This window comes from Pseudoalteromonas denitrificans DSM 6059, from assembly GCF_900112265.1.
GTDB classification, from domain to species: domain Bacteria; phylum Pseudomonadota; class Gammaproteobacteria; order Enterobacterales; family Alteromonadaceae; genus Pseudoalteromonas; species Pseudoalteromonas denitrificans.
On sequence record NZ_FOLO01000032.1, the window covers coordinates 1 to 25,068 of the forward strand.

Sequence of the window (25,068 nt, forward strand, 5' to 3'; positions counted from 1 at the left end):
GCAAATGAGTTGATTGAATTATTGCCTCAAGGTGATTTTGTTATCGCGGATAAAGGCTATGATAGTGAAGCGATTAGAAATAAAGTTCGAGAGAGAAATTCAAGCCCTGTGATCCCCAGAAAGCAGAACTCAAAAACGGGTAATGGAGATATAGATTGGTGCTTATATAAATATAGGCACTTAGTTGAAAATGCATTTGCAAGACTGAAACACTTCCGTGCTATAGCTACAAGATATGATAAATTAAAGTTACAGTTTGAAAGTATGCTAGCACTGGCGTGTGCAATGATTTGGCTGCCAATGTGAAAGATCAACAGCCCCTAGTGAATTAAAAAGTATTTTTGAAGCTAATATAATTCATGAAGAAGAATATACCATCAGATCAAGGCAAAGGCTGGTTTCACAACCTGGAATTATTTTGGCATCAAAAATATTAGATGAGTTGATACACGAAAAAGCATAAATTAACGTCTTTTTCTGTTCATAAAGACATAATTAAAATATCATCTGCTTTGATAAATAATATGATGCCAAAATTTAGGAATTTACATGGAGCTACAAGAATTAAACTCTAAGCGTGACGGTGAAGCATTATTCGCTTTATATCATGAAGGTAATTTTGATGCCGGTTTATTAGCCGCAAAATTGGTATTTAATGATGCCTATAAATTAACTCCTCCTGAGGGCATGACAAAAAAAGAAGCAAAAGATAAATTAAAAAAAGATGCTCAATCTTGTGTGATTACTGGGGCTGACAATAATCATTTGGAATGTTTAATTGAAGCTGCAGACATGCACTTTTCAGGGCGGGTTACGCCAGGACCTTTTGGTAGTTCAGTTGTTTTAGCACAGTACAAACACGCTAAAAAATGGTATTTATTAATTTTGGAAAGAGATGAAATTGATAGTGAATTAAGATGCCTAGCAAATCTTAGATTAGGTCTATTAACTAAATTGATAGGCGGTAAAGATAATACAGACTGGCAAGAAATGATTGGTTATTTTAAGGCTGCACAAGAAATTGCTGTAAAAGGTTCTGAGCTTGCTATATCTTCTTTGGCATTTCATTATTTTGATAATAAAGAGTATGCTGCAGCGATCCCCTTATTAGAGTCTATTTATAGGGAAGTCCCATACGCAGCACTTATTTTGGCATTGTGTTATAAAAATGGTTTAGGCCTTGATGTTAATAATGAAAAAGCACAAGAATTAAATGATTTTTGGAGCACTGAAATCGGTAAGGCTAAGTAGATATTTTTTAGATAATACATGTTGGCTAAATACTGATATGTATTATTTGTACTTTATATAAGTTTACAGATGTTAGATTAGTTATTTTGAATATCAACTCATTCAGCAGTGTGTCATAATTGATGATTATTAAAATTTATATTTTTAACAATTTTATATGTACTTAGCCATTAATCAGGATTTTCCTTAGTGTTAATAGTTGAGCTCAATTTTAAATAAGGATATAAACACACTCATTGTTTTGTTTGCTTTAAGTGACGTGCTCATTATTAAATCTTAAATTTATTAAGCTGAGTTCGTAAGTCTGAAACTTTATCAGTAAGTTCATCACTTAAAGAGGCTGTGTTTTGCACAATACCATTCGCTTCATTGGACATATCTGAAATAATGGTTAATGTCCGATTAATTTCTTCATTTACTCGGGATTGTTCTTCTGCTGCTGCTGCCATTTGGGTATTTTGCATATTAATAACATCAATTGAGCTATTGATCCCTTTAAAAGCATCTTCAGCACTTCTAGCAGAACCAACACAACTTGATACTTTTTCTAAGCTTTGGGCCATCATGTTCACAACTCCTTTTGTATTCCCTGTGAGTAATTCAATCATTTTTCTAATTTCTTCTGTTGATTGCTGAGTCCGACCAGCTAATGTTCTTACTTCATCAGCCACAACTGCAAATCCACGTCCCTGTTCACCAGCTCTTGCGGCCTCAATGGCTGCATTGAGAGCTAAAAGGTTTGTTTGTTCTGCAATACCTCCGATCACAGATAAAATAGACTCTATATTTGCAGCCGATTCGGATAATGAATTGGTTTTTATTTCAGCCTCAGATAATGAATCATATAGACCTTCAATAAAACGTGTTGTTGATGTTGCTAATTCTACGCCATTTGAACAATCATCTTGTGCTGTTTGCACCGCTTTTGATGCTTGTAATGCAGCATTTGCAACTTCGCTTGCTGTTGTTGACATTTCATGGGCTGCAACAGTGAGTGAGTTGAGCTCAGCTGTCTGTCTATCAAGCCTTGAGCTTGCTTCGTGGGACGTTTCTTTACCTTGAATAGAGTTCTTGTCAACTTCTGTAGTGATCATTGAAATATCAGTAATCATTATTTGTAATTTATCTATAAAATGATTTATCAACCCAGCTAAACGACCAGTTTGATCTTTACTTGAAACAGAAATTCTTTGCGTTAAATCGCCATCCCCATGGGCAATATCTTTTAACCTGTCTATTAATATATACAGTGTCCCGGTGATCTTTTTAGAAATCAGCATCATGGCAAAACAGCCTAAAACTAAAGCTGAAATACCAGCCAGTAGACCAATCAAAAGGGCTTCACTCGATTTTTCAGTTAGCCAAGTGCTGAATTCATTTTTATCTTTATTTAAAACTTCAACAGGCACAGAAATATTCGCTATCCAAGGGTTCTCCGTGGTGGTATTTATACGAGAAAAAGCATTAGCTCTATTATTAACTTTAATAAGCTTAGGATTATCTTCAGCTGTTTTTGCTTGCTGCCAATTTACAGTGTTAGGCACTTCAGAGATCCGTTTCCCAACATTTTTAGCGTTATCACTATCCGCTAGAATTATGCCTTTCCAGGAGCCGACTATGATGCGACCCGCACCTTGATATAAAATTTTATCCATATCTTCAGTTAACTTTTGAATACGAATAAGCGATAAATCAAATCCTATACTACCAATATTTTGACCATTAACTTTAATAACATCACTGATTGTAGTTATGAGCTCTTTACCCCGACCTGGTACATCGTAATAATAAGGCTCCATGAAGAATAACTTCCCAGTTTCAAATGGTTTTAAATGCCAGTCATCCGTCCTTTCTCCATTTGAATTTATTTTGTTGTTTGAAAAAGATTCCATTGCGACATAATCAAAACCATCTTTACCATCAGGAAAAAAGAAAGGGGCTAAATTACCACTTTTATTGAATGCTTTGGTTAACTTTATAGGTGAGTTTTTCGGCCAAGTGTTTTTTTCAAATACCATATATCCTGAAAAAACGTCCTTTTCTTGAGGTTGCATGGTTGCATCAAATTGCTTAACAATGAAATCGGGATTTACTTGCTCCTGACCTGATAATTCAACATTAGAACGGATCACGGCTAAATTATTAATAACGGGTTTTAATAATAACTCTATATTAAATTTAATCGTATTTGATATACCTGTAATCTGTTTATTTGCTGAATCATCTAAAGCAGATGAAATTTTTAATTGCGTATTTTTATTCATATCGCTATAAAAATATGTGCTAGTACTCATACCAAAAATAAGGACGAATGACATTGCTAAAACAGAAAATACAGCTATTTTGGTGCTTAATGATTTTTGAATTTTAGTTAGCATACTAACTCTCATAATTATTTAAATATGAATTAAAAGCTTTTACTAATTGAAAATACGACGCGTTCGTCAAAAATTTTTAATCCTTGTTCAGACCCATAAACTTTATGTGAACTGTCGACATTTGTATCGTGATATCTTAAATCTAAAGTGATCCCATAAAAAGCTTTACTTATCCCCATATTCCAATGAGTCCAACCTTCTGCACCTTGGCCATTAAGTTCTTGATATCCAATAGAACCAGATAAATTTATGTCGTTATTTAAAGTGATACTTGGATGAAATGCGTAATTAATGCCATCCCAACCTTTGACGCCAAACCAATCATTTAATGTAGGGGTTATTTCAAATTCATAAGTTATGTCACCAAGTTTTTTGCTCGCTTTGATCCAGAGTTCTGTATAATCTAAATTGTCAGCACCTGGGTACATGTAATGGAAAACAAAAACATTATAATTAATGCCTGATGTAGATAATTCACCAGATTGACCAATATAAGGGCCAATAACAGCATAAATATCGGGTGTAGACTCGAATTTATTAGTCGATCCAAATAAACCTGTATAAAAGCCTGAATTATGTGTCCATGTAAATGAAGCTTGAATGGCTGGTATTTCACCATCAGCGACTTCAGACTCTCCTCTAAAAACATAATCAGTCGCAATTTTTATTGAGCCACTGAAACTACCATTTAATAGCTCATCATCGTCAGAGGCTACAGCGTATAAACTTGAAACAAAAAGTGAGATACCACAAATTAATTTGACTAGTGAACTCATAGTGAAAAACTCCAAGCATATTTTTATAAATAGCTAAATAATTAGAGTTTAGGTTGGTTTTTCAATACTACCAAACATAAATTTTTTTAAATCTGTAACCATGTATAAAGAAAATTAATGTATGAGGAGAGAAAACGAAGAGGGTTTACTGCAATAACTAAATACAGAGGAATTGATTACTTGGGTTCAAATAATAGCCAAATAAAATTATACAAAAGTTATAACTATTAAAAAAAAGCTATATTTTTTGAGTTAAATGTTAGTGAGTGTAAAGCAAATAAATTCATTTAATTAAATCTCAATTAAGTTTTATTTTATAAAGCATGCCGTATTCACTATTGTTCGAAGAAATAGATATTTTCCTTAATTAATTTTCTAGTTTAATCCAAACTGACATTTGTAATAGAGTGTAAAAAAGCTTAAGTAACGCCTTACAATGCCTTACAACGCACATACTGACAGGGTTTTTCTTGTTAAGTAATATGTCCGTATTCAAAAGTTACGGATATTATTATGAATTTAGAAATACAATTAAAAACCATATTGAAAAATGTTTTAAACCAAAATACCAATCACTTTACTTTGCAATCACCTTTGTTAGGTGAATATGCTGAGCTTGATTCTATGGGGATAATGAGCTTATTAATGCAAATAGAGTCGGACCTTAAAATTGATATCAATGCGATTAACTTAACTGCTGAAACGTTTGAGACTTTTGGATCGTTATTACAAAATATTCAGTTTTCATTAAGTCATATTGATTCTGCAGCCTAGTACTCATGAAAAATATAATGATAGATTTATCAGTACGTTTTCTTATTAAGGTTTTGAGATTGTTTACACGTGCTATTCGCAAAAAAATAGCTTTTTTTATAGCCCATAAAATTCTGAAATTTTCAAAAAAAACGCGATTAAGAGCGATTTCAAATATTAGCAATGCAATGCCTTGGTTAAGAGAGGAGCAGGTAGAAAAAATAGCTTTTAGCTCATATCAGACCATCGTTTTTGGCGTCATGGAATGCTTTTGGCTAAATGATGTAGACATTGATATTGAATGTGATGAAAAAACACTCGAATTATTAAATAACCCTGGCGGGGTCAGTATTGCGACTATGCATATGAGCTGTTATGAATTAGTGCCATTTTCAGTGCAACAGCTAACGGGAGCAGTTACAACACTTTCAAAAATTCCTAAATTTGTTAAGTCAGCGGGTGAAGTTTATCAAGATGCAAATATAAATGTTATTGATAAAAATCAACCGAATGCTTTCATGAAATTATTACAGGCTTCACGTAAAAAACAGGTGATATGTTTACATAGTGACCATTATGCTAAAGATGTTAATGTTTCATTTTTCAATCAAAAAACAGGCGCACCAGGTGGTGCAGCAATGCTCTCAGCTTATAGTAAAGTGCCTTTATTATTGTGTTATCCAATCTTAAAAAGTAATGGCCGATATACCGTCTATTTAGAAACAATTTTTGCAAAAAGCCTTGATAATTCAAAAGAAAGCATTGCTGTTGGGATGCAAACTATTTATGACCGCTTCGAGAAAATCATCTTGCAATACCCTGAACAGTGGTACTGGTCATATAACCGTTGGCGAGATTAGGGAGTGCTATGAATATTTTAAAGTTTACATCAAGCAATACTTGGACTCGGTTATTTTTATATTTTAAACCTCATAAAAAGTTATTGTTTATAGCCATCTTAGGTCTTGGATTATTTAGTTTAGTTGATGCAGGTATGATTTATTTTATTAAACCACTTATTGATGATGGTTTAGCAAGCTCTAATGGTGATACATTACGAGTTGGTGCTGCGTTAGTGTTAGTCATTTTTCTTGTGCGTGGTATCGCTAGTTTTATCTCTAATTATGCAATGGCGTATGCCAGTACAAAAATTACTTTTACGATACGCCAGGAAGCTTTTAATAAACTGCAAATGTTACCAATGACATTTTTTGATAACAACAGTACAGGGAGTTTAATCTCAAAGCTAAGTTATGATGCGGAGCAAATTGCAAATGCGACATCAAAAGCCATCGTGATCAGTATTCGAGAGTCTTTGATTGTAATCGTTTTACTTGGCATGATGATTTACACTAGTTGGCAACTGTCATTAATCTTTTTAGTAATATCACCTGTCATTGCTTTAATTATTACTCAGGTCGCTAAACGTTTTAAAAAAATTAGCACTGCTTTGCAAAACACCATGGGAGATATTACAAAAACGGCTGAGCAGTCTATTTTAAGTCACCAAGAAATTTTGGCATTTAATAATGCAAGTTATATGATTAAGCAATTTTTAGTTGTGAATAATCATAATCGTCAACAAGCCATGAAACTAGCAAGTGCATCGGCTTTAAGTAATCCAATAATTCAATTCATTGCATCTATCGCGATTGCGATTGTTTTATTCTTAGCAAGTTTAGATCAAGTATTAAGGAACTTAACGCCTGGCACCTTTACTATGATTTTATTTGCTATGGGTTCCTTACTTAGACCTCTTAAGCAACTTTCTAGTGTGAATCAGCAGCTGCAAAAAGGCATTGCTGCTGCAAGTAGTTTGTTTGATTTACTAGATCAAAAAGATGAGGTTGATGAAGGTGAAATTGTTTTATCTGGAAATGAACATGAAATTCAATTTTCAAATTTAACTTATTTTTATCAAACGCCATATGATCAACAAATTAAACAAAAAGCTGCAATAAATCAGTTTGAGACCATCATTTCTCCTGCGACAACGGTTGCTTTAGTTGGAGAGTCGGGTAGTGGAAAATCAAGCATTACAAATCTTTTACTACGTTTGTATCAGGCGCCAAAAAATACAATATTGATTGATGGAATTGGGATTGAAAAATATACCTTAACATCTTTGCGTGAGCAGTTTGCTTATGTATCTCAGCGTATTGTTTTAATAGATGATACTTTGGCAAACAATATTGCCTTTGGCTGCACGAGAAGCATAAGTCGCACAGAAATAGAGAGCGCTGCTTTTGCTGCGAATGTGATTAACTTTTCTTGTGAAATGCCAAATGGTTTAGATACTCAAATAGGTGAAAATGGAAATCGTTTGTCTGGAGGTCAGAGGCAAAGAGTGGCGATTGCACGGGCTATATTACGCCAGGCTCCGGTTATCATTTTAGATGAAGCTACCTCGGCACTTGATAATAAATCTGAACAACTTGTACATCAGGCTTTTTCTAGGTTAGCACATAACAAAACCATGATTATTATTGCTCATAGATTATCAACGATTGAACATGCTGACAGTATTTTAGTTATGAATAAAGGTAGCCTCGTTGAGCAAGGGACGCACGAGGAATTGATGCATCAACAAGGTTACTACCATACTTTACATTCAAATGGTTTGAGCAATAAATGACCTCTTTGTAATACCTTAAGTCAAAGCTTTAAATCGTAGCCTTTAGGCTTATGTATGCTCCAACATATCTAAATAAATTTATATTTTCGGAAAGTTATGCCAATTTTATTACATGATTTACTTTTTAAACAAGCCCTAAAGTCGCCAGAATCAAATGCGATAGGGTATAAAAATACTTGGTTAAGTTATCAAGAACTGTCAAAAGTATGTTTGCAAGCCAGTCGTAGTTTTAATGCTTTAGGGGTTAATAAAGCGCAAAGAGTGGTTGTTTATTTACCTAAAAACTTAGAGTCGGTGATCAGTTATTTTGCAATTAGTCTATCTGGTGGCATATTTGTGCCAGTTAATCCGATTTTAAAAGCACCACAAGTAACACATATTATCCAAGATTGTTCTGGCGAGGTTTTGATCACTAATACATCGCGTTTGGATAAATTATCTATTGAAGCCCTTAAGACGGTTAAAAGTATTATTTTAATCGATGGTAAAAGTCGCACTATTGCAGGTATTAAAGTATGGCACTGGTCTGACTTTATGTCGATAGATCTTGATTCAAGTGGAACATCACCAATGATAGACAGTGATATAGCTGCAATATTTTATACTTCGGGTAGTACAGGGAACGCAAAAGGTGTTGTGCTTAGTCACTTAAATATAGTGATGGGAGCAAAAAGTGTTAGTGCCTATTTACCCTGTAAAAATACGGATAAGATGTTAGCGCTACAGCCTTTTAGTTTTGATTATGGGTTTAGTCAATTAACCATTGCATTTTTGACGGGGGCTAGCTGTTATTTAGCTGATTATTTTTTTATAAATGATGTTTTTAAAATCATACAACGAGAGCAAATAACCAGTTTAGCACTTGTTCCGCCACTTTGGATCAAATTGGCTAATGCTTATTGGCCATCAGAAGTCGGTAAAAATATACGATATTTTTGTAATACGGGGGGGAAAATGCCTGCTAGTACGTTAGCAAAGTTAAGAGATAATATGCCAAATGCCGAACCATATTTGATGTATGGATTAACCGAAGCCTTTAGATCATGTTACTTACCCCCAAGTGAAATAGACAGTCGTCCAAATTCATTTGGTAAAGCTATCCCTAATGCCCAAGTTATGGTGATCAATGAGCAAGGGGAAAAGTGTGCACCATATGAAAATGGTGAGTTAGTTCATAGGGGGGCTTTAGTAAGTCAAGGTTATTGGAATGACACATTAAAAACTGCTGAACGTTTTAAACCTGTGCCAAATTCTCTCTCGCAGTTACCTTTAGCTGAAATTGCTGTTTGGTCTGGTGATATTGTTCATACTGATGATGATGGTTACTTTTATTTTGTATCTAGAAAAGACGATATGATAAAAACATCTGGTTATCGTGTTAGTCCACAAGAAGTTGAAAATATTTTAAATCAAATGCCACTGATTTGTGAAGCTGTCGTTATTGGCGTACCACATGAAGCACTAGGTCAAGCTTTGGTTGCGATCATTACGACACAAGATCCTAACTTAACCTCAAATTCAGTTTTAAAATTTTGCACTGAGTTTTTACCTCATTATATGTTACCAAAACTCATCAAATTTTCTGAAACCTTACCACGTAATAGTAATGAGAAATATGATCGTGGTTACTGGAAAAATGAATTTAAAAATATCTTTTAAATTGATACAAAATGGATTGAATACAATGTTTACAAGTAAAAATAATCAACTTGTTATTGCAGGTAAAACTGCAAATGAAGTGATTGCAATAGCGGGTGGTACGCCTTGTTATGTTTATGATAGAAAAAAAATATTAGATAAAATACATCAATTAAAAATAAAATTACCTGAAGGAGTTAAGCTTCATTATGCAATTAAAGCAAACCCATTTACACCATTGGTTTCACAAATGGCGACTTGGGTTGACGGTTTTGATGTTGCATCTCATAAGGAGTTACTACTTGCTTTGGCAACAGGTATGCCAAGCGAGCATATCAGTTTTGCAGGGCCGGGGAAATCTGATGATGACCTCAACGCAGCCGTGGTCAGTGAAGTGGTGATAAATGTTGAATCGGTCACAGAACTTAATCGTATTTATGCTCTGTGTAAAAAATATCAGTGTAAAGCTAATATTTCATTTCGTATTAATCCTGATTTTGAATTAAAAAATTCGGGTATGCAAATGTCAGGTGGCGCAAAACCTTTTGGTATTGATGCTGAATGCATACCTAATGTTTTAAGGACACTCAAAACTGAGTTAGTGAATTTTAAAGGTTTACACATATTTACTGGTTCACAAAATTTAAATCATAATGCGTTGATAGAAGTACATAATAAAACCTTTGCTTTGGCGTATGCGCTATTAAATATGGCAAATATGACCGCTTTCCAAATTAATATTGGTGGTGGTTTTGGCATTCCATATTTCATAAATGATCAGGCGCTTGAATTAACTCCAGTGCTTGAAAATTTATCTTCATTGATGACACAATATGGCCCGTTATTAAATAATGCGCAGATCCACCTTGAGCTTGGGCGCTACTTAGTAGGTGAAGGGGGGACTTATTTATCCCGAATTATTGATAAAAAAATATCCCGAGGAAAAACGTTTTTAGTCACTAATGGCGGTATGCATCACCATTTAGCTAACTCCGGTAATTTTGGCCAAGTGATCAGAAAAAATTATCCTGTATTATTAGCTTCAAATATTCAAAGTGATGATGTTGAAGTTGTCGATGTTGTTGGCCCTTTGTGCACACCTCTAGATATTCTAGCGAGTAATATCACATTACCCTTTGCACAGCCAGATGATATTTTTGCAGTATTACAGTCTGGGGCATATGGTGCCAGTGCTAGTCCTCATGATTTTTTAAGTCAACCTAAAGTAAAAGAAGTATTATTGTAAGTATGCGGTTTACTGTAAGTTGAATGATTTTTTACTTATGGCGGATAATAATTATATTTTTAGTTAATGATTTAAAAGTAATTAAAAAATAAAAAACTCAGAGCTCGACTCTGATTTTTTTTACAGGTAATGCATTGTTAAATGTAAGATACTGTAAGTAAGGCTTTACAATGGCTTACTGAACTCACTCCCCATGCACTTTAAAATAGACTTCTGTTTTAAAATGGAAAATGAGTATGGCATACGTTACAAAATTTATAACACATTTAAAAGTTAGGCAAAGCATTGCATTTCTAATAAGTTTATTTATTTTATTAATTGTAATTGATGAACTTGCGGCGCAGGACTTTTCTCAATCACCAAAAGCACCCATCAAAAAGGTGTTTACAGCATCGATTATTAAAGCCCAACCAGTAGATAAAATGCCAAAGATTCAGCTATTAGCTATGGTTGAACCGATAAAAGAGAGTCAAATTACAGCACAGGTGTCAGGGAAAGTTACTCAAATATCGGATGACTTAAGGTTAGGTCGTTCTTTGAGGGAAAATAAACCATTATTAGTGATAGAACCTTTTGCTTATCAAGTTGCACTTGCGCAAGCGAAAGCTGACTTATTAGAAGCTAAGGTTGAATTAAAAAAAACGAGCATACATTTTAATCAAAATAGTTTAGCGGTGAATCTTGCAAACGCTAAGTTTGAATTAGCACAAACACAATTCAACTATGCTCAAGAGCAGCTAAAGCAAACAAATATTGTCTTGCCTTATGCTGCAGAAATTACAGAAATAAAAGCATATTTAGGAGAGTACATTACTCCTGGCCAAGAACTTATCACTGTTTTACCAAAAGAAAATAAACAGATCAGTGTTCGTGTTAATGAACAAGACTTTGCTCATCTGGCTGAATTAACGATAAATCAAGTGATAGTTTTGTCTAGCTTAGATAAAAAACAACATTGGCAAAGCCGTATTCTTGCGATTAGTCAACATAGTGAAAATTTACAACGCAGTGTCTACCTTGAACTTTTGAAACCAACAGCAAATGAAAGTGCCAATGAACCATTATATGGCCAGCACATATACGCTATGTTTCCAATTAAAGGTTGGAAAAAAACAATGTCATTGCCTGAAAGTGTGCTGACATTACAAGGCAAGATATGGTGGTTTGATACTGAAAATAAAATATTTACAACTCAGTTAAATGACTATGTACTGGCCAATAATAAGATTTATTTTCCCGAACAAAAATCTAAAGTCAATGATGCTGTGCTATACCCATTACCATCTTTGAGCCAAGGCCTACACATACATCCTATTTTACTTGATGGGAGTAATTTATGATTGCTTGGTTTACGCGCCATCCTGTGGCTGCAAATTTGTTAATGCTAGCTTTGTTATTAGGGGGCTGGTTATCGGCCAGTCATATGCGTAAGGAAATTTTGCCTAAGTTACCTGTGAGTGAAGTTATTATCAATGCTTTTTATGAAGGGCGTACTGCCCAGCAAGTAGATAAAGAGCTAGGTCAAAAAATAGAAAAATCTTTGCAAGGTATTACAGGTATTGAACACATTAACTCCGTTTCTTCACAGAGTTCTGTGACGATCACGGTGAAGAAAAAACTCGATCATTCAATAGAACGTTTATTGACCGATATCAAATCTAATGTTGAAAATATTTATGATTGGCCAGAGTTGGCTGAAAAACCAAAAATCTATCGAAATGAAGACAGTTTTGATGCTTTAATGGTGCAACTGTCAGGTGATACAGATAAAGATAGTTTAATTAAAGTGGCTCATAGGGTAAAACAAGCCTTATTAGCTAATTCTCAAATCCATAAAATAACGCAATATGGTACCCATGATTATAATATATATATTAATGTAAATATTGATAAGTTACGTCAATACGCTATGAGCTTTGACGAAGTTTCGAGTGCAATTAAACAGCAGTCAATACGTAGTAAGAGTGGGTTATTAAAAACTGAAAATGGTCAATACCTTATTTATTCCGAGCAACAGGCACAGTACCAAAGAGATCTAGCGCGTTTAGTCGTTAAGGTATCTGAACAAGGAAATATTATACATTTAAGTGATGTTGCTGATATTAATGATGGGTTTGTTGAGCATGACTCAGATATTCATTTTAATGGAAAACCTACGATAGGGTTCTCTATCAAAATGTCAGCAAAAAGTGATGTATTAGAGATTTCGAAACAAGCAAAAAAAGTGGTTCAACAACTGAATAAATCATTGCCTGATAATTTACAATTAACGATTTGGTTTGATGCCAGCACTTATGTGCAAGAACGGTTAAGTTTATTACAAAATAATGCTTTTCAAGGGTTTGTATTAGTCTTTATTTTATTAAGTATTTTTTTGCATGTACGTTTAGCATTTTGGGTTGCCATGGGATTACCTGTAGCGATTGCAGGTGCTTTTATTGTACTTGGTGAATTTGGTTTTCAGTATACAATTAATGAAATAACAACTTTTGGGTTTATTTTAGTATTAGGTATTTTAGTTGATGATGCAGTTGTCGTTGGTGAAAGTATTTATGCTACAAAGGAGAGAGAAGGCAGTAGTATTGAGTCAACAATCAAGGGGGTTAATATTGTTGCAGTGCCAACAATTTTTGGCGTACTTACAACGGTCGCTGCTTTGTTATCTATGACACAATTCCCATCAGAAACAGGGCGATTATTTGCTGGTTTTGCATGGGTCGTGATCATTGCTTTGCTGTTTTCTCTGCTTGAGTCTAAATTTATTCTACCTGCACATTTACGTCATATTGATATCAATAAAGTGAATGGACAGAAGCTTTCAAAATTTAATCTATATTTATCTCGTATAAGACAACACCCTCAGAATGTGCTTATTTGGTGCAACAAAAACCTTTACCAACCTTTACTTAGGCTTTGTTTACGTTTTCGTTATGCTTGGTTAGTCTCTTTTATTGCGATGAGTATATTTGTATTAGGAAGTTTATATCAAGGTAAAATTCGTTCGGTATTATTTCCTGAGGTGCCAGGTGATTTAATTATATTAACCATTGAGTTAGAAGCAAATGCACCATTACTATTAACACAACAAGCAATGAAAAAAGCTAAAACAATCCGGCATACAATTAATCAAAAGTATAAGGAAGAGTTAGGTATATCCGATAATATCATTGCAAAAAATATGGCCATTATGTATGAAGAAGGAAGTGTTTTAATTTTTGCAGAATTGTTGAACAAAAATAAACTTGATGAAGATGTTTCAGCCCTAGTCAATATTAGAGCGATAGCAGAACAATGGCGTGAACCATTAAAGCATCTAGAAGCAGTTGTAAGCGCAGAAGCAATTGTTTCATTAGAGGGAACAAGCACTGGAACACAGATCATTTTTCAACATCCCGACAGTGAAATATTAAATTCGATCGTTCAAAAAGGTAAAAGTTGGCTTTCTGGGCGTTCTGGTGTACGTAATGTTAAAGATGCACAAGCAAGCTCCATGGGTCAACTCATGTTTACATTAAAGCCACAAGCTCAGCTTTTTGGCATAACGCGAAAAATGCTTGCTGACCAATTGGCTACTGCTTATGGTGGATTAGAAGTTGACAGATTTTATCGTAATGAACATAACGTTAAAGTACATATAAATTTACCCAGAGGTTTACGAAACTCAAGAGCTGATTTTAGCAAAATGTATATTTTTAATGATCACAATAAAGCGATCCCGCTGCTTGCTATAGCCAATATTAAGCCGTATTTAGTTCATAACTCAGTGAATCGATATGATGGCATCAATAGTCGAAATCTATTAGTTGATGTTGATAAAAATATCACAAGTCCAGAGCGCATTTATCAGGCACTATTGAATGATTTTGAAAATAAAATGAAACGGAAGTATCCATTATTTTCCATCAAACAAGCAGGTGAATTGGAAGAAACAGAAAAAACGAAAGCGGGTTTGGTAACTGCCTTTATGATTGCATTGTTGGCGATATATATTCTACTGGCTATCCCTTTAAAGCGTTATGCCCAACCTTTAATTATAATGGCTGCAATTCCTTTTGGTATTGTTGGTGCCGTTTTAGGTCATATGTGGTTGGATATCAGTGTTAGTTTGTATTCATGGTTAGGAATATTGACGTTATCCGGTGTTGTTGTGAATGATAGCTTGCTTATTGTGACAGGTTATAATGAACTTAAATTAACTACCAGTTCAAAAATAGACGCTATTTCCTTAGCGTGTCAAAGTCGTTTTAGAGCGATATTTTTGACTACAGTTACAACCTTTGCAGGTTTGTATCCTTTATTGAATGAAACCTCAGAACAAGCACAATATTTAATTCCTGCGGCGGCTTCTATGGCGTACGGTTTATTGTTTGCCACCTTAATTACCTTATTTTTAATTCCAATTTTGTTAGTAATAAGTTCAGATGTTAAAGAATTTTTAACCTCAAAACACTGGTTAGTTGATACTATTGGGTAATAGGGAAGTGAATGATAAAGCAAGCGCCACCTTTGGAGCTTGCTTTTATTTCCAGTTGGCTGTCATGTTGCTCTAAAATGCTTTTTACTATGGCTAAACCCAAACCAAAACCAGACGAACTTCTACTGTTATCAAGCTTAACAAATGGTTGTATTATTTTATTTTTTTGTGCTTCAGTGATCCCCGCACCATCATCTTCTATTTTAAAAGTAATGCTAGTGACATTAAATTTGAGTGTGATTGATACATGACTTTGCGTAAATTTAAAGCTGTTTACAATTAAATTTTCAATTGCGCGACTTAATAAACGCGGTTCAGCCTGAATATTTCCTTGCTGTAAATTTAAGTCCAGTTGGATATGAGGGTAGAGTACTTTTATTTTGTTGGCGATGTGGTTAACGAGATCTGCAAAATGAACCGCTTCTTTTATTATTGCCTCTGGCTTTCCATTGAGCTCGGCATAAAATAACCACTGAGTAACTAAGTCATCCAGTTCATCTAAATCTAAATCCATATTCTGAATTTGGTTTTGATATTGCGAGACGGTATGACAATTACGTGTTAAATCTAATGCAAAACGTAATCTCGCGATAGGTGTTTTTAAATCATGAGAGACGCCATTGATCAGGTTTTTTTGTTCTTGTTGTAATAATGAAATCTGTTTTGTCATTAAATTAAAGTTTGTTGCTAATAGTGTATATGGCATAGCTACATGAGTATCTGCTTTGATATCAAATTGACCTGCACCGTATTGTTGTTGCACCTTAATCAGCTTTTTCATTTGTTTTTTATGGCTATTAACATACAAAAATATAATGAAGGCTAAAGCAGAGATAATAATTAATAAAAAGCCCTGTAAATAAGCTTTAAAAGCATCATCTGATACAAAGTATTTTTCCATGACTAAAGTACAATTACAGCTGGCACTATAGTAATACACCGTAATATCATCGGTTGTCCAGTCACTTGTTATGTCAACAAAAACCTTATTAGTAATAAGTTCACTTATTTGATTTTTTTGAAGATTCAATTCATTTGTTTCTTTTAATGAAAATTGATAACTGAATCTTTCAGACCAATACTTTAGTTTTTCGTCTTGATTGGATTTGGCTAATAGTACATCAGCAAATACAACTTGTTTGATCCCCCTCGTATTGACTAGCTCATCCTTTTTTATTCCCTGAATATATAAATCATCTAGCAGTAAAATACTGATTAATACCGCAGATACGATAGCAATGAAAATAGTTAAAAATAAGCGAGTAAACATGTTTATTTCCGTTTTAATTACCTTGGCAATATATACCCTTTGGCACGTATGGTTTTTATATATTTATATGGGGGTTTAGTATCAAAGAGTTTTTTTCTAAGGGAGCTGACTCGCATATCAATTGAGCGATCTAAACCATCGTATTCAATATTTCTAATTTCTTTTATGATCATTTCACGGTTTAGAATATCTCCAGGATTGCGCATAAAATAAAGCATAATCTCATATTCAGCTTCAGTGACATCGATTAAAGTGTCGCTTAAAAATAGCTGTCTGCTATTGATATTAATTTTCAAATCTTGCACTTTAATTAAATCAGAGTGAGTTGCGCAACTATTTTCATTTAAACGAGATAAAGCTTTTATTTTAGCGAGTAAAATATGAGGACGTATGGGCTTTTCTATATAATCATGTACGCCTAGGTTTAAAGCAGAAACTTCTAGAAATTCATCTTGTTTAGCAGTGATCATGAATATAATGCCAGCAAAGCCTTGAGGAATATTTCTGAGTACATCTAAACCGTCACACCCGGGCAGCATCATGTCTAATAAAATAATATCTGGATTGTGGTTTTTTATTGCAGCGATTGCTGATAGGCCATCAAAAATGCTATTAACTTGATAGCCTTCATTAAATAGCATATCTGACATCATTTGATTTAAGCGTTTATCATCTTCAATGATGAGAATATGTTTATTAAGGATTGTCATATTAGATCTGGTTTCAGTTAAGTTAGCTTTAGGGTAGCTGTTTAATCTAATAATATTTCAAGATTTGAGTTTGGTACACAACAGCAAGTTAAAATTTCACCATCACGAATAAAAGCAAGTGGCTCATTAATATACTCTACTTCTCCACTGGTTATTTTTACCCTGCAAGCACCACAGTAACCTTCTCTACAGTGATAGTGAGATTCTATTTTGTTACTTTCTAAACTTTCTAATAAAGTTTTATCGTTTGTCATTAATATAATTTGATCATCATTAATGCAAACGTTAAAACTTTTTTTATTTTTACACATTATTAAAGATCAAAATCACCAAAGTCATCTGAGGATACGCTTGAATCAATTTGACCAACCAAATAACTTGAAATTTCTGACTCTTGAGGTGCTACTTGTACATTGTCGCTTGATAAATAAGCATTGATCCAAGGTAGCGGGTTACTCTTTATTGCAAAAGGGACATCATAACCAATAGCTTGCATACGATGGTTACTAATATACTCAATATATTGCTTCAAGATTTCTGCATTTAAACCGATCATAGAACCATCTTTAAATAAGTAATCAGCCCATTCCTTTTCTTGGTTAACAACATCTAAAAATATTTGGCGGCCTTCATCATGCAACTCTTTACAAATTTCTGTCATTTCTGGATCGTCGTTACCATTCATCCAGTTATTTAAAATATGTTGCGTGCCAGTTAAATGAAGTGCTTCATCACGGGCTATTAACTTTATTATTTTAGCGTTACCTTCAAGTAGTTCTCGTTCAGCAAAGGCAAAACTACATGCAAAACTAACATAAAAACGAATGGCTTCTAAAGCGTTCACGGAACACACAGCTAAAAATAAGCGCTCTTTCAATTTTCGAGTACTTACTTCAATTGAACTACCCTCAACCTCGTAAGTACCTTCACCTTGAGATTGTAGTAATTGAGTGGTTAAAATAACATCATCAAAATATTTAGCGATACTGCTAGCACGTTTAAGTATCGCAGGATTTACCACGATATCATCAAAAACTTCACCAGGATCGGTAAATAAGTTACGTAAAATATGGGTATAAGAACGCGAATGAATTGTTTCACTAAAGGCCCAAGTTTCAACCCAAGTTTCAACTTCTGGTAATGAAACTAATGGCAATAAGACTGCATTAACAGAGCGTGCGGCCATACTGTCTAATAATGTTTGATATTTTAGATTTGAGATGAAAATATGCTTTTCAGAAGCAGTTAACCCCTGCCAATCAGATCTGTCTTTTGATACATCAATCTCTTCAGGGCGCCAAAAAAATGAAAGTTGCTTTTCAATTAATTTTTCAAATGCCACATGTTTTTGTATATCGTAGCGAGAAACATTTACGCTATTGCCTAAAAACATCGGCTCTAATAAGGCATTATTTGGGGTTTGGTTAAAGGTGGTATAAGTCATTTTATTGTTAACTCTTAATAGTGACGTTTATTATTGAACGAATATAAATACAGAAAAGCCGCAATTTAAATTGCGGCTAAATAACATCATAATTTAATTAGATTTTACAAGCCCCGCCTGCACAACCATCATCTTCTTCTTCGATGATATCTTCTTGAGAGTCGGCTGCACCATCACGGGTATTATGGTAATAAAGTGTTTTAACACCTAATTTGTAAGCCGTTAGTAAATCTTTTAATAATAACTTAAGTGGTACTTTTCCACCATCAAAGCGACTAGGATCATAATTTGTATTTGCTGAAATTGTTTGATCAATAAATTTTTGCATTATGCCAACAAGTTGTAGATAGCCATCATTTGATGGGATATCCCATAATAACTCATAGTTTTCTTTTAAACGATTATATTCTGGAACAACTTGCTTTAATATTCCATCTTTACTCGCTTTAATACTAATGTGACCGCGTGGTGGTTCTATACCATTTGTTGCATTAGATATTTGTGATGATGTTTCAGATGGCATTAATGCCGATACCGTAGAGTTTCGCATTCCATGTTCTTGAATGCTTTTACGTAAACCATCCCAATCAAGATGTAACTGCTCATCACATACTTTATCTAAATCTTTTTTATAGGTATCAATTGGCATAATACCTTGAGAATAGGTTGTCTCATTAAATTTAGGACACGCACCTTTTTCTTTTGCTAGTACATTTGATGCTTTCATCAAGTAAAACTGTAATGCTTCAAAAGTTCTGTGCGTAAGCCCATTGGCACTGCCATCTGAATATTTCACGCCATTTTTAGCAAGATAATAAGCGTAGTTAATAACACCTATACCAAGTGTACGGCGACCCATAGAGGCATTTTTTGCAGCAGGTACAGGGTAGTCTTGGTAATCTAGTAAATCATCTAATGCACGAACAGCTAACTCAGCAAGTTCTTCTAGCTCATCTAACGAATCAATTGCACCTAAATTTAATGCAGATAAAGTACAAAGTGCAATTTCACCTTCTTCATCCATTACATGTTGTAAAGGTTTCGTTGGTAATGCAATTTCTAAACATAGGTTAGATTGGCGAATGGGTGCTACCGTTGAAATAAACGGGCTATGAGTATTACAGTGATCAACATTTTGTAAATATATACGACCAGTGCTTGCACGCTCTTGTGCAAATACAGAAAAAAGCTCAATTGCTTTAATGCGTTTTTTACGAATGTTTTCATCTTGTTCGTACTGGTTATATAAAGTTTCAAACTTTTCTTGATCTTCAAAAAATGCATCATAAAGACCTGGCACATCTGATGGACTGAATAGTGTTATATAGTCATCTTTAATTAAACGGCTATACATTACTTTATTAAATTGAACACCATAATCTAAATGTCTTACGCGATTGTCTTCTACACCACGATTATTTTTAAGAACAAGCAGATTTTCAACTTCTAAATGCCAAAGTGGGTAGAAGAGTGTTGCTGCGCCACCACGCACACCACCTTGCGAACAACTTTTAACAGCTGTTTGGAAATGTTTATAAAATGGTATACAACCTGTATGAAAAGCTTCCCCATTTCTTATCGCGCTGCCTAATGCGCGGATACGACCCGCATTTATACCTATGCCTGCACGTTGGCTTACGTATTTAACGATGCTAGATGATGTCGCATTAATTGAGTCTAAACTATCGCCACATTCAATTAATACACAAGAGCTAAACTGTCTTGTTGGGGTACGCACACCAGCCATAATAGGAGTTGGTAATGAAATTTTGAATGTGGATACTGCATCATAAAAACGTTTTATGTAATCTAATCGTGTGTCAGCTGGGTATTTTGCAAATAAACTTGCAGCAACTAAAATATATAAAAACTGTGCGCTTTCGTAAATTTCACCTGTAACGCGATTCTGAACTAAATATTTTCCTTCAAGCTGCTTTACTGCGGCGTAGCTGAAATTCATATCACGGCTATGGTCAATAAAACTATCTAACTGATCTATTTCAGCTTCAGTGTAATCTGCAAGTAAGTGGGCATCATAACGATTTTCTTCAACAAGTTTTATCACATGATCAAATAAACGTGGAGGCTCAAATTTACCGTATGCTTTTTTTCTAAGGTGAAAAACTGCTAGGCGAGCTGCCAAATATTGATAATCAGGTGTATCTTTTGAGATTAAATCGGCTGCAGATTTTATAATAGTTTCGTGAATGTCTGATGTACGTATGCCGTCATAAAATTGAATATGAGACTTAAGTTCTACTTGAGAAACCGATACGTTTTCAAGACCTTCAGCGGCCCATGCTACAACACGATGGATCTTTTCAAGATCGAGAGATTCCTTTATACCGTCACGCTTGCTCACAGATAGCTGTTGATTCATAATTTGCCCACAGTTTTTGATTGTTTTCGAAAATTTCAAAACGAATTTAATAATTATTTATATATTTTTATTAGCTTAATCATTATGTAATTAAAGTAAGTCTATTTTTATAAATACAAGTTACATCAGCATAAAAAAATCAATTATAAATTGAGGTGTAAATTAATACGCTGCGGTAGTTGATGACCAACAAGATAGTGGGGTCTGAGATCATTTGCAAGGGACAGAATTTGGCGCGATTGTGGATAAGTAGGGGATAGTTTTTAATGGTTAGTGATTATTAACCTTTTATCTTTTGATTTATTAGAAATATCTAAAAATCAACTTAGTTTTAGATAAAAAAAATTATTTTAAGATTTTAATCTGTTTGCTTGTTAACTGAACATGCTTGTACCTTAAAATAGTGTTTAACACTATATCTAGTGGTTAATTTTTATCACGTCACTAGATATAGTTGTTTGCTTTATAGCCCGGAAAATCAAATTTTCTCAAAATAGAGAATGTAATTAACACTGACATCTTGATTAAGGGAATATTGACCAGATATCGGATTATAGGTTAAGCCAGCACTTGATTTTACTTTTAAGCCATTTTGTTCGGCCCAACTGATCAGCACAGATGGTTTTATAAACTTTTTATGATCATGCGTACCATTTGGTACTAATTTTAATAGCTTTTCCGCTGCGACAATTGCAAATAAATAAGATTTAAGCGTTTTATTTAGTGTGGAGAAAAACACTTTCCCGCCAGGTTTTACAAGTTTTGATACGGCACATATGACAGATGCAGGGTCGGGTACATGCTCTAACATTTCCATACAGGTCACAACGTCAAAAGTGTGTGAGTTTTGTAGGGCGAATTCTTCAGCTGTGGATTGTATATAATCTAATTTAATCCCTGATTCTAAACTATGGAGCTTTGCAACATTGAGGGGCTCAGCGCCCATATCCAAGCCTGTTACCTGGGCACCTAGTTTAGCCATGCTTTCACTTAAAATTCCACCGCCACATCCAACGTCTAATATTTTTTTATCAAAAATGCCATTACATTTGTTATTGATGAAATCTAGCCTTAATGGATTGATTTCGTGTAAAGGTTTGAATTCACCATCGAGATCCCACCATCTTTGTGCTATTGATTCAAATTTTGCAATTTCTGATGGATCTACATTTTGATGTTCGGTCATAAAAAGCCTCCTGATTAATCTGAGGGCATTATAAAGGGTTATTTTATAAATTCACAAAGGTTTACTTCATGTAAATAAATAAAATGTGTGGTAGTATCTTCGAGTTAATAAAAAGAATATGTTATTTAAGTGAAGGAAATGGCAACGAATGACCGATACCAATAATCAAATCGTTCCAGTTAATATTGAGGATGAGCTTAAGAATTCGTACCTAGATTATGCTATGAGTGTAATTGTCGGACGTGCATTACCAGATGTACGAGATGGACTTAAGCCTGTGCATCGTCGTGTTTTATTTGCGATGAATGAACTTAAAAATGACTGGAATAAGCCTTATAAGAAATCAGCCCGTGTCGTGGGCGATGTAATTGGTAAATATCACCCACATGGTGATACTGCTGTTTACGATACAATCGTACGTTTAGCACAACCATTTTCAATGCGTTACTTATTAGTTGATGGCCAAGGTAACTTTGGTTCTGTTGATGGTGATTCTGCTGCTGCGATGCGTTATACCGAAATTCGAATGACCAAGTTATCACATGAATTGTTATCAGATCTTGAAAAAGAAACGGTAGATTTTGTGCCTAACTATGACGGCACAGAAATGATCCCTGCTGTTATGCCGACAAGAATTCCCGCTTTATTAGTAAATGGTTCTTCGGGGATTGCCGTAGGTATGGCGACGAATATTCCGCCGCATAACCTTACTGAAGTGATTAATGGTTGTTTGGCACTTATGGCTGACTCGGAATTATCAATTGATCAACTTATTGAATATATTCCAGGACCAGACTTTCCAACTGCGGGCATAATTAGTGGCCTTAAAGGCATTGAACAAGGTTATAAAACGGGTCGTGGTAAAGTTCATATTCGTGCAAAAGCAGCGGTTGAAACAAATGAAAAAACTGGCCGTGAAACCATCATAGTTGATGAGTTGCCGTACCAAGTTAATAAAGCACGTTTAATTGAAAAAATTGCTGAGTTAGTTAAAGATAAAAAAATTGAAGGGATCAGTGCTTTACGTGATGAATCTGATAAAGATGGCATGCGTATTGTTGTTGAAATTAAACGTGGTGAAGTGGGTGAAGTTGTTTTAAACAATCTTTACTCTCAAACTCAAATGCAAACTACATTCGGTATGAATATGGTTGCATTAGATAATGGTCAGCCTAAGTTACTTAATTTAAAAGAAATGCTAGAAGCTTTTATCATTCACCGTCGTGAAGTGGTAACTCGCCGTACAGTATTTGAGTTAAGAAAAGCACGAGACCGAGCGCATATGTTGGAAGGCTTAGCTATTGCGTTGGCAAACATCGATGAAATTATCGAAGTGATCCGTAATTCACCAACGCCAAGTGAAGCTAAAGAAGCACTATTAGCTCGTTCATGGCAGTTAGGTAATGTTCAGGCTATGCTTGAAAAAACAGGTGAAGATAATGTTGCTCGCCCTGAATGGTTAGAAGATGAATTTGGTATTCGTGACGGTGAATATTATTTATCAATGCAACAGGCACAAGCCATCCTTGATTTAAGATTACATAAATTAACGGGTCTTGAGCATGAAAAAATCATTTCTGAATATCAAAACTTATTAGAAATAATCGCTGAATTATTGTTTATTCTTTCAAGCCCTGCGCGTTTACTTGAAGTTATTCGTGAAGAATTAGTTGAAATTAAAGAGCAATACGGTGATGAGCGTCGTACCGTTATATCAGCTTCAGCACATGATATTAATTTAGAAGATTTAATAAACGAAGAAGATGTGGTCGTCACTTTATCTCATGAAGGTTATGTTAAATACCAGCCGCTAAGTGATTATGAAGCCCAGCGTCGAGGTGGTAAAGGTAAGTCTGCTACACGAATGAAAGACGAAGATTTCATTGAGCGTCTTCTTGTTGCAAATACACACGACACTATTTTATGTTTCTCTACAGCAGGTCGTTTATATTGGTTGAAAGTTTATCAATTACCATTAGCCAGTCGTGCTGCACGTGGTAAGCCTATTGTTAACTTATTACCATTAGAAGAAGATGAACGTATTACAGCTATTTTACCTGTACGTGAATATGAAGAAGATAAATATATCTTCATGGCAACGTCAAACGGTACAGTTAAGAAAACACCTTTAACTGCCTATAGTCGACAACGTGCAAGCGGTATTATTGCAATCAATTTAAATGATGGCGATAGCTTAATTGGTGTTGATATCACTGATGGTAGCAATGAAATTATGTTATTCTCTGATGCGGGTAAAGTTGTCAGATTCAAAGAAGCAGAAGAAATTCCAGCTATTGACGAAGATGGTAACCCTGTTTTAGATGAAAATGGCGAACAGGAAATTAAGTTTAAAGGTGTAAGACCTATGGGTCGTACCGCTACAGGTGTACGTGGTATTAAACTTAAAGATGATGATAAAGTAATATCATTAATTGTTCCTAAAACTAATGGTGACATTTTAACTGTAACTGAAAATGGTTATGGTAAACGTACAATACTTGAAGATTACCCATCTAAGAGTCGTGCGACGCAAGGTGTTGTATCTATCAAGGTAAGTGAAAGAAATGGTAAAGTTGTTGGTGCTGTACAAGTATTAGATAATGACGAAATCATGTTGATCACAAACCGTAGTACTTTAGTACGTACACGCGTTCATGAAGTTTCAACTGTTGGCCGTAATACCCAAGGTGTTATATTAATTCGAACAGCTGAAGATGAATTGGTAGTTGGTTTACAACGCATCGATGAAATTGAAGAAGCAATTGTTTATCCAGAAGCTGAAGGTGAAATATCTGAACAAGGTGCTGCTCAAACGCAATTAGTTTCAGAAGCGGATGATGGTGAACCTGAAAATTCTTCACCACAAGACGAAGAATAATCATAAAAAGCGGCTTTAAGCCGCTTTTTTTTATTTCTAAAATTAGGTA

General features: G+C 34.5%; 18 protein-coding genes. 10 read left to right on the plus strand and 8 right to left on the minus strand.

The window, feature by feature from the left end; all coding sequences use genetic code 11:
• A partial coding sequence (locus tag BM088_RS17090) for a transposase (RefSeq protein WP_143085102.1) occupies nucleotides 1-306 on the plus strand: 306 nt, incomplete at its 5' end.
• Nucleotides 307-549: 243 nt separating this feature from the next.
• Nucleotides 550-1,251, plus strand: coding sequence for a hypothetical protein (locus tag BM088_RS17095; protein ID WP_091987123.1), 702 nt, complete (start codon nucleotides 550-552; stop codon nucleotides 1,249-1,251).
• Between the two features lie 269 nt (nucleotides 1,252-1,520).
• On the opposite strand, the gene BM088_RS27290 is transcribed toward BM088_RS17095, so the two are convergent.
• A complete protein-coding gene (locus BM088_RS27290) occupies nucleotides 1,521-3,629 on the minus strand; it encodes a methyl-accepting chemotaxis protein (protein WP_218156535.1) in 2,109 nt (702 codons plus the stop codon).
• 29 nt (nucleotides 3,630-3,658) lie between these two features.
• A complete protein-coding gene (locus BM088_RS17105; RefSeq protein ID WP_091987128.1) occupies nucleotides 3,659-4,405 on the minus strand; it encodes a TorF family putative porin in 747 nt (248 codons plus the stop codon).
• A 513-nt stretch (nucleotides 4,406-4,918) separates the two neighbouring features.
• Between BM088_RS17105 and BM088_RS17110 the strand changes: the two genes are divergently transcribed.
• The 7 genes from BM088_RS17110 (at nucleotide 4,919) to BM088_RS17140 (ending at nucleotide 15,151) form a co-directional block, all read left to right on the plus strand.
• The gene (locus tag BM088_RS17110) at nucleotides 4,919-5,179 is read left to right on the plus strand and encodes an acyl carrier protein (protein ID WP_091987132.1); all 261 of its coding nucleotides are present in this window, start codon (nucleotides 4,919-4,921) and stop codon (nucleotides 5,177-5,179) included.
• 5 nt (nucleotides 5,180-5,184) lie between these two features.
• Nucleotides 5,185-6,018, plus strand: a complete 834-nt coding sequence (locus tag BM088_RS17115) for a lysophospholipid acyltransferase family protein (protein ID WP_091987136.1) — start codon at nucleotides 5,185-5,187, stop codon at nucleotides 6,016-6,018.
• An 8-nt stretch (nucleotides 6,019-6,026) separates the two neighbouring features.
• Nucleotides 6,027-7,793, plus strand: coding sequence for a lipid A export permease/ATP-binding protein MsbA (msbA, locus tag BM088_RS17120; protein ID WP_091987140.1), 1,767 nt, complete (start codon nucleotides 6,027-6,029; stop codon nucleotides 7,791-7,793).
• A 96-nt stretch (nucleotides 7,794-7,889) separates the two neighbouring features.
• Nucleotides 7,890-9,452 (plus strand): acyl-CoA ligase (AMP-forming), exosortase A system-associated, encoded by a 1,563-nt coding sequence (locus BM088_RS17125; RefSeq protein ID WP_091987144.1) that lies wholly within the window; start codon nucleotides 7,890-7,892, stop codon nucleotides 9,450-9,452.
• Between the two features lie 25 nt (nucleotides 9,453-9,477).
• Complete coding sequence (locus tag BM088_RS17130) at nucleotides 9,478-10,677, plus strand: pyridoxal-dependent decarboxylase, exosortase A system-associated (protein WP_091987306.1); 1,200 nt, start codon at nucleotides 9,478-9,480, stop codon at nucleotides 10,675-10,677.
• Between the two features lie 236 nt (nucleotides 10,678-10,913).
• On the plus strand, nucleotides 10,914-12,017 hold the full coding sequence (locus BM088_RS17135; protein WP_091987149.1) for an efflux RND transporter periplasmic adaptor subunit: 1,104 nt from the start codon (nucleotides 10,914-10,916) through the stop codon (nucleotides 12,015-12,017).
• Entirely contained in the window at nucleotides 12,014-15,151 is a 3,138-nt protein-coding gene (locus BM088_RS17140; protein ID WP_091987153.1) for an efflux RND transporter permease subunit, read from the plus strand. The genes BM088_RS17135 and BM088_RS17140 overlap by 4 nt, the downstream gene beginning before the upstream one ends.
• Here BM088_RS17140 and BM088_RS17145 read toward each other — a convergent pair.
• The 6 genes from BM088_RS17145 to ubiG form a co-directional block, all read right to left on the minus strand.
• On the minus strand, nucleotides 15,141-16,421 hold the full coding sequence (locus BM088_RS17145; protein ID WP_091987157.1) for an ATP-binding protein: 1,281 nt from the start codon (nucleotides 16,419-16,421) through the stop codon (nucleotides 15,141-15,143). The genes BM088_RS17140 and BM088_RS17145 overlap by 11 nt on opposite strands.
• Before the next feature lie 17 nt (nucleotides 16,422-16,438).
• Nucleotides 16,439-17,131 carry a response regulator transcription factor gene (locus BM088_RS17150; RefSeq protein WP_091987161.1) on the minus strand — a complete coding sequence of 231 codons (693 nt, stop codon included), beginning with the start codon at nucleotides 17,129-17,131 and terminating at the stop codon, nucleotides 16,439-16,441.
• A gap of 41 nt (nucleotides 17,132-17,172) precedes the next feature.
• Entirely contained in the window at nucleotides 17,173-17,442 is a 270-nt protein-coding gene (gene yfaE / locus BM088_RS17155; RefSeq protein WP_091987164.1) for a class I ribonucleotide reductase maintenance protein YfaE, read from the minus strand.
• A gap of 2 nt (nucleotides 17,443-17,444) precedes the next feature.
• Complete coding sequence (gene nrdB / locus BM088_RS17160) at nucleotides 17,445-18,575, minus strand: class Ia ribonucleoside-diphosphate reductase subunit beta (RefSeq protein WP_091987168.1); 1,131 nt, start codon at nucleotides 18,573-18,575, stop codon at nucleotides 17,445-17,447.
• 97 nt (nucleotides 18,576-18,672) lie between these two features.
• Nucleotides 18,673-20,955 (minus strand): class 1a ribonucleoside-diphosphate reductase subunit alpha, encoded by a 2,283-nt coding sequence (gene nrdA, locus BM088_RS17165; RefSeq protein ID WP_091987173.1) that lies wholly within the window; start codon nucleotides 20,953-20,955, stop codon nucleotides 18,673-18,675.
• 478 nt (nucleotides 20,956-21,433) lie between these two features.
• The gene (gene ubiG / locus BM088_RS17170; RefSeq protein ID WP_091987177.1) at nucleotides 21,434-22,141 is read right to left on the minus strand and encodes a bifunctional 2-polyprenyl-6-hydroxyphenol methylase/3-demethylubiquinol 3-O-methyltransferase UbiG; all 708 of its coding nucleotides are present in this window, start codon (nucleotides 22,139-22,141) and stop codon (nucleotides 21,434-21,436) included.
• 148 nt (nucleotides 22,142-22,289) lie between these two features.
• Here ubiG and gyrA point away from each other — a divergent pair, with 148 nt between their 5' ends.
• Entirely contained in the window at nucleotides 22,290-25,019 is a 2,730-nt protein-coding gene (gene gyrA, locus BM088_RS17175) for a DNA topoisomerase (ATP-hydrolyzing) subunit A (RefSeq protein WP_091987181.1), read from the plus strand.
• Nucleotides 25,020-25,068 lie beyond the last annotated feature (49 nt).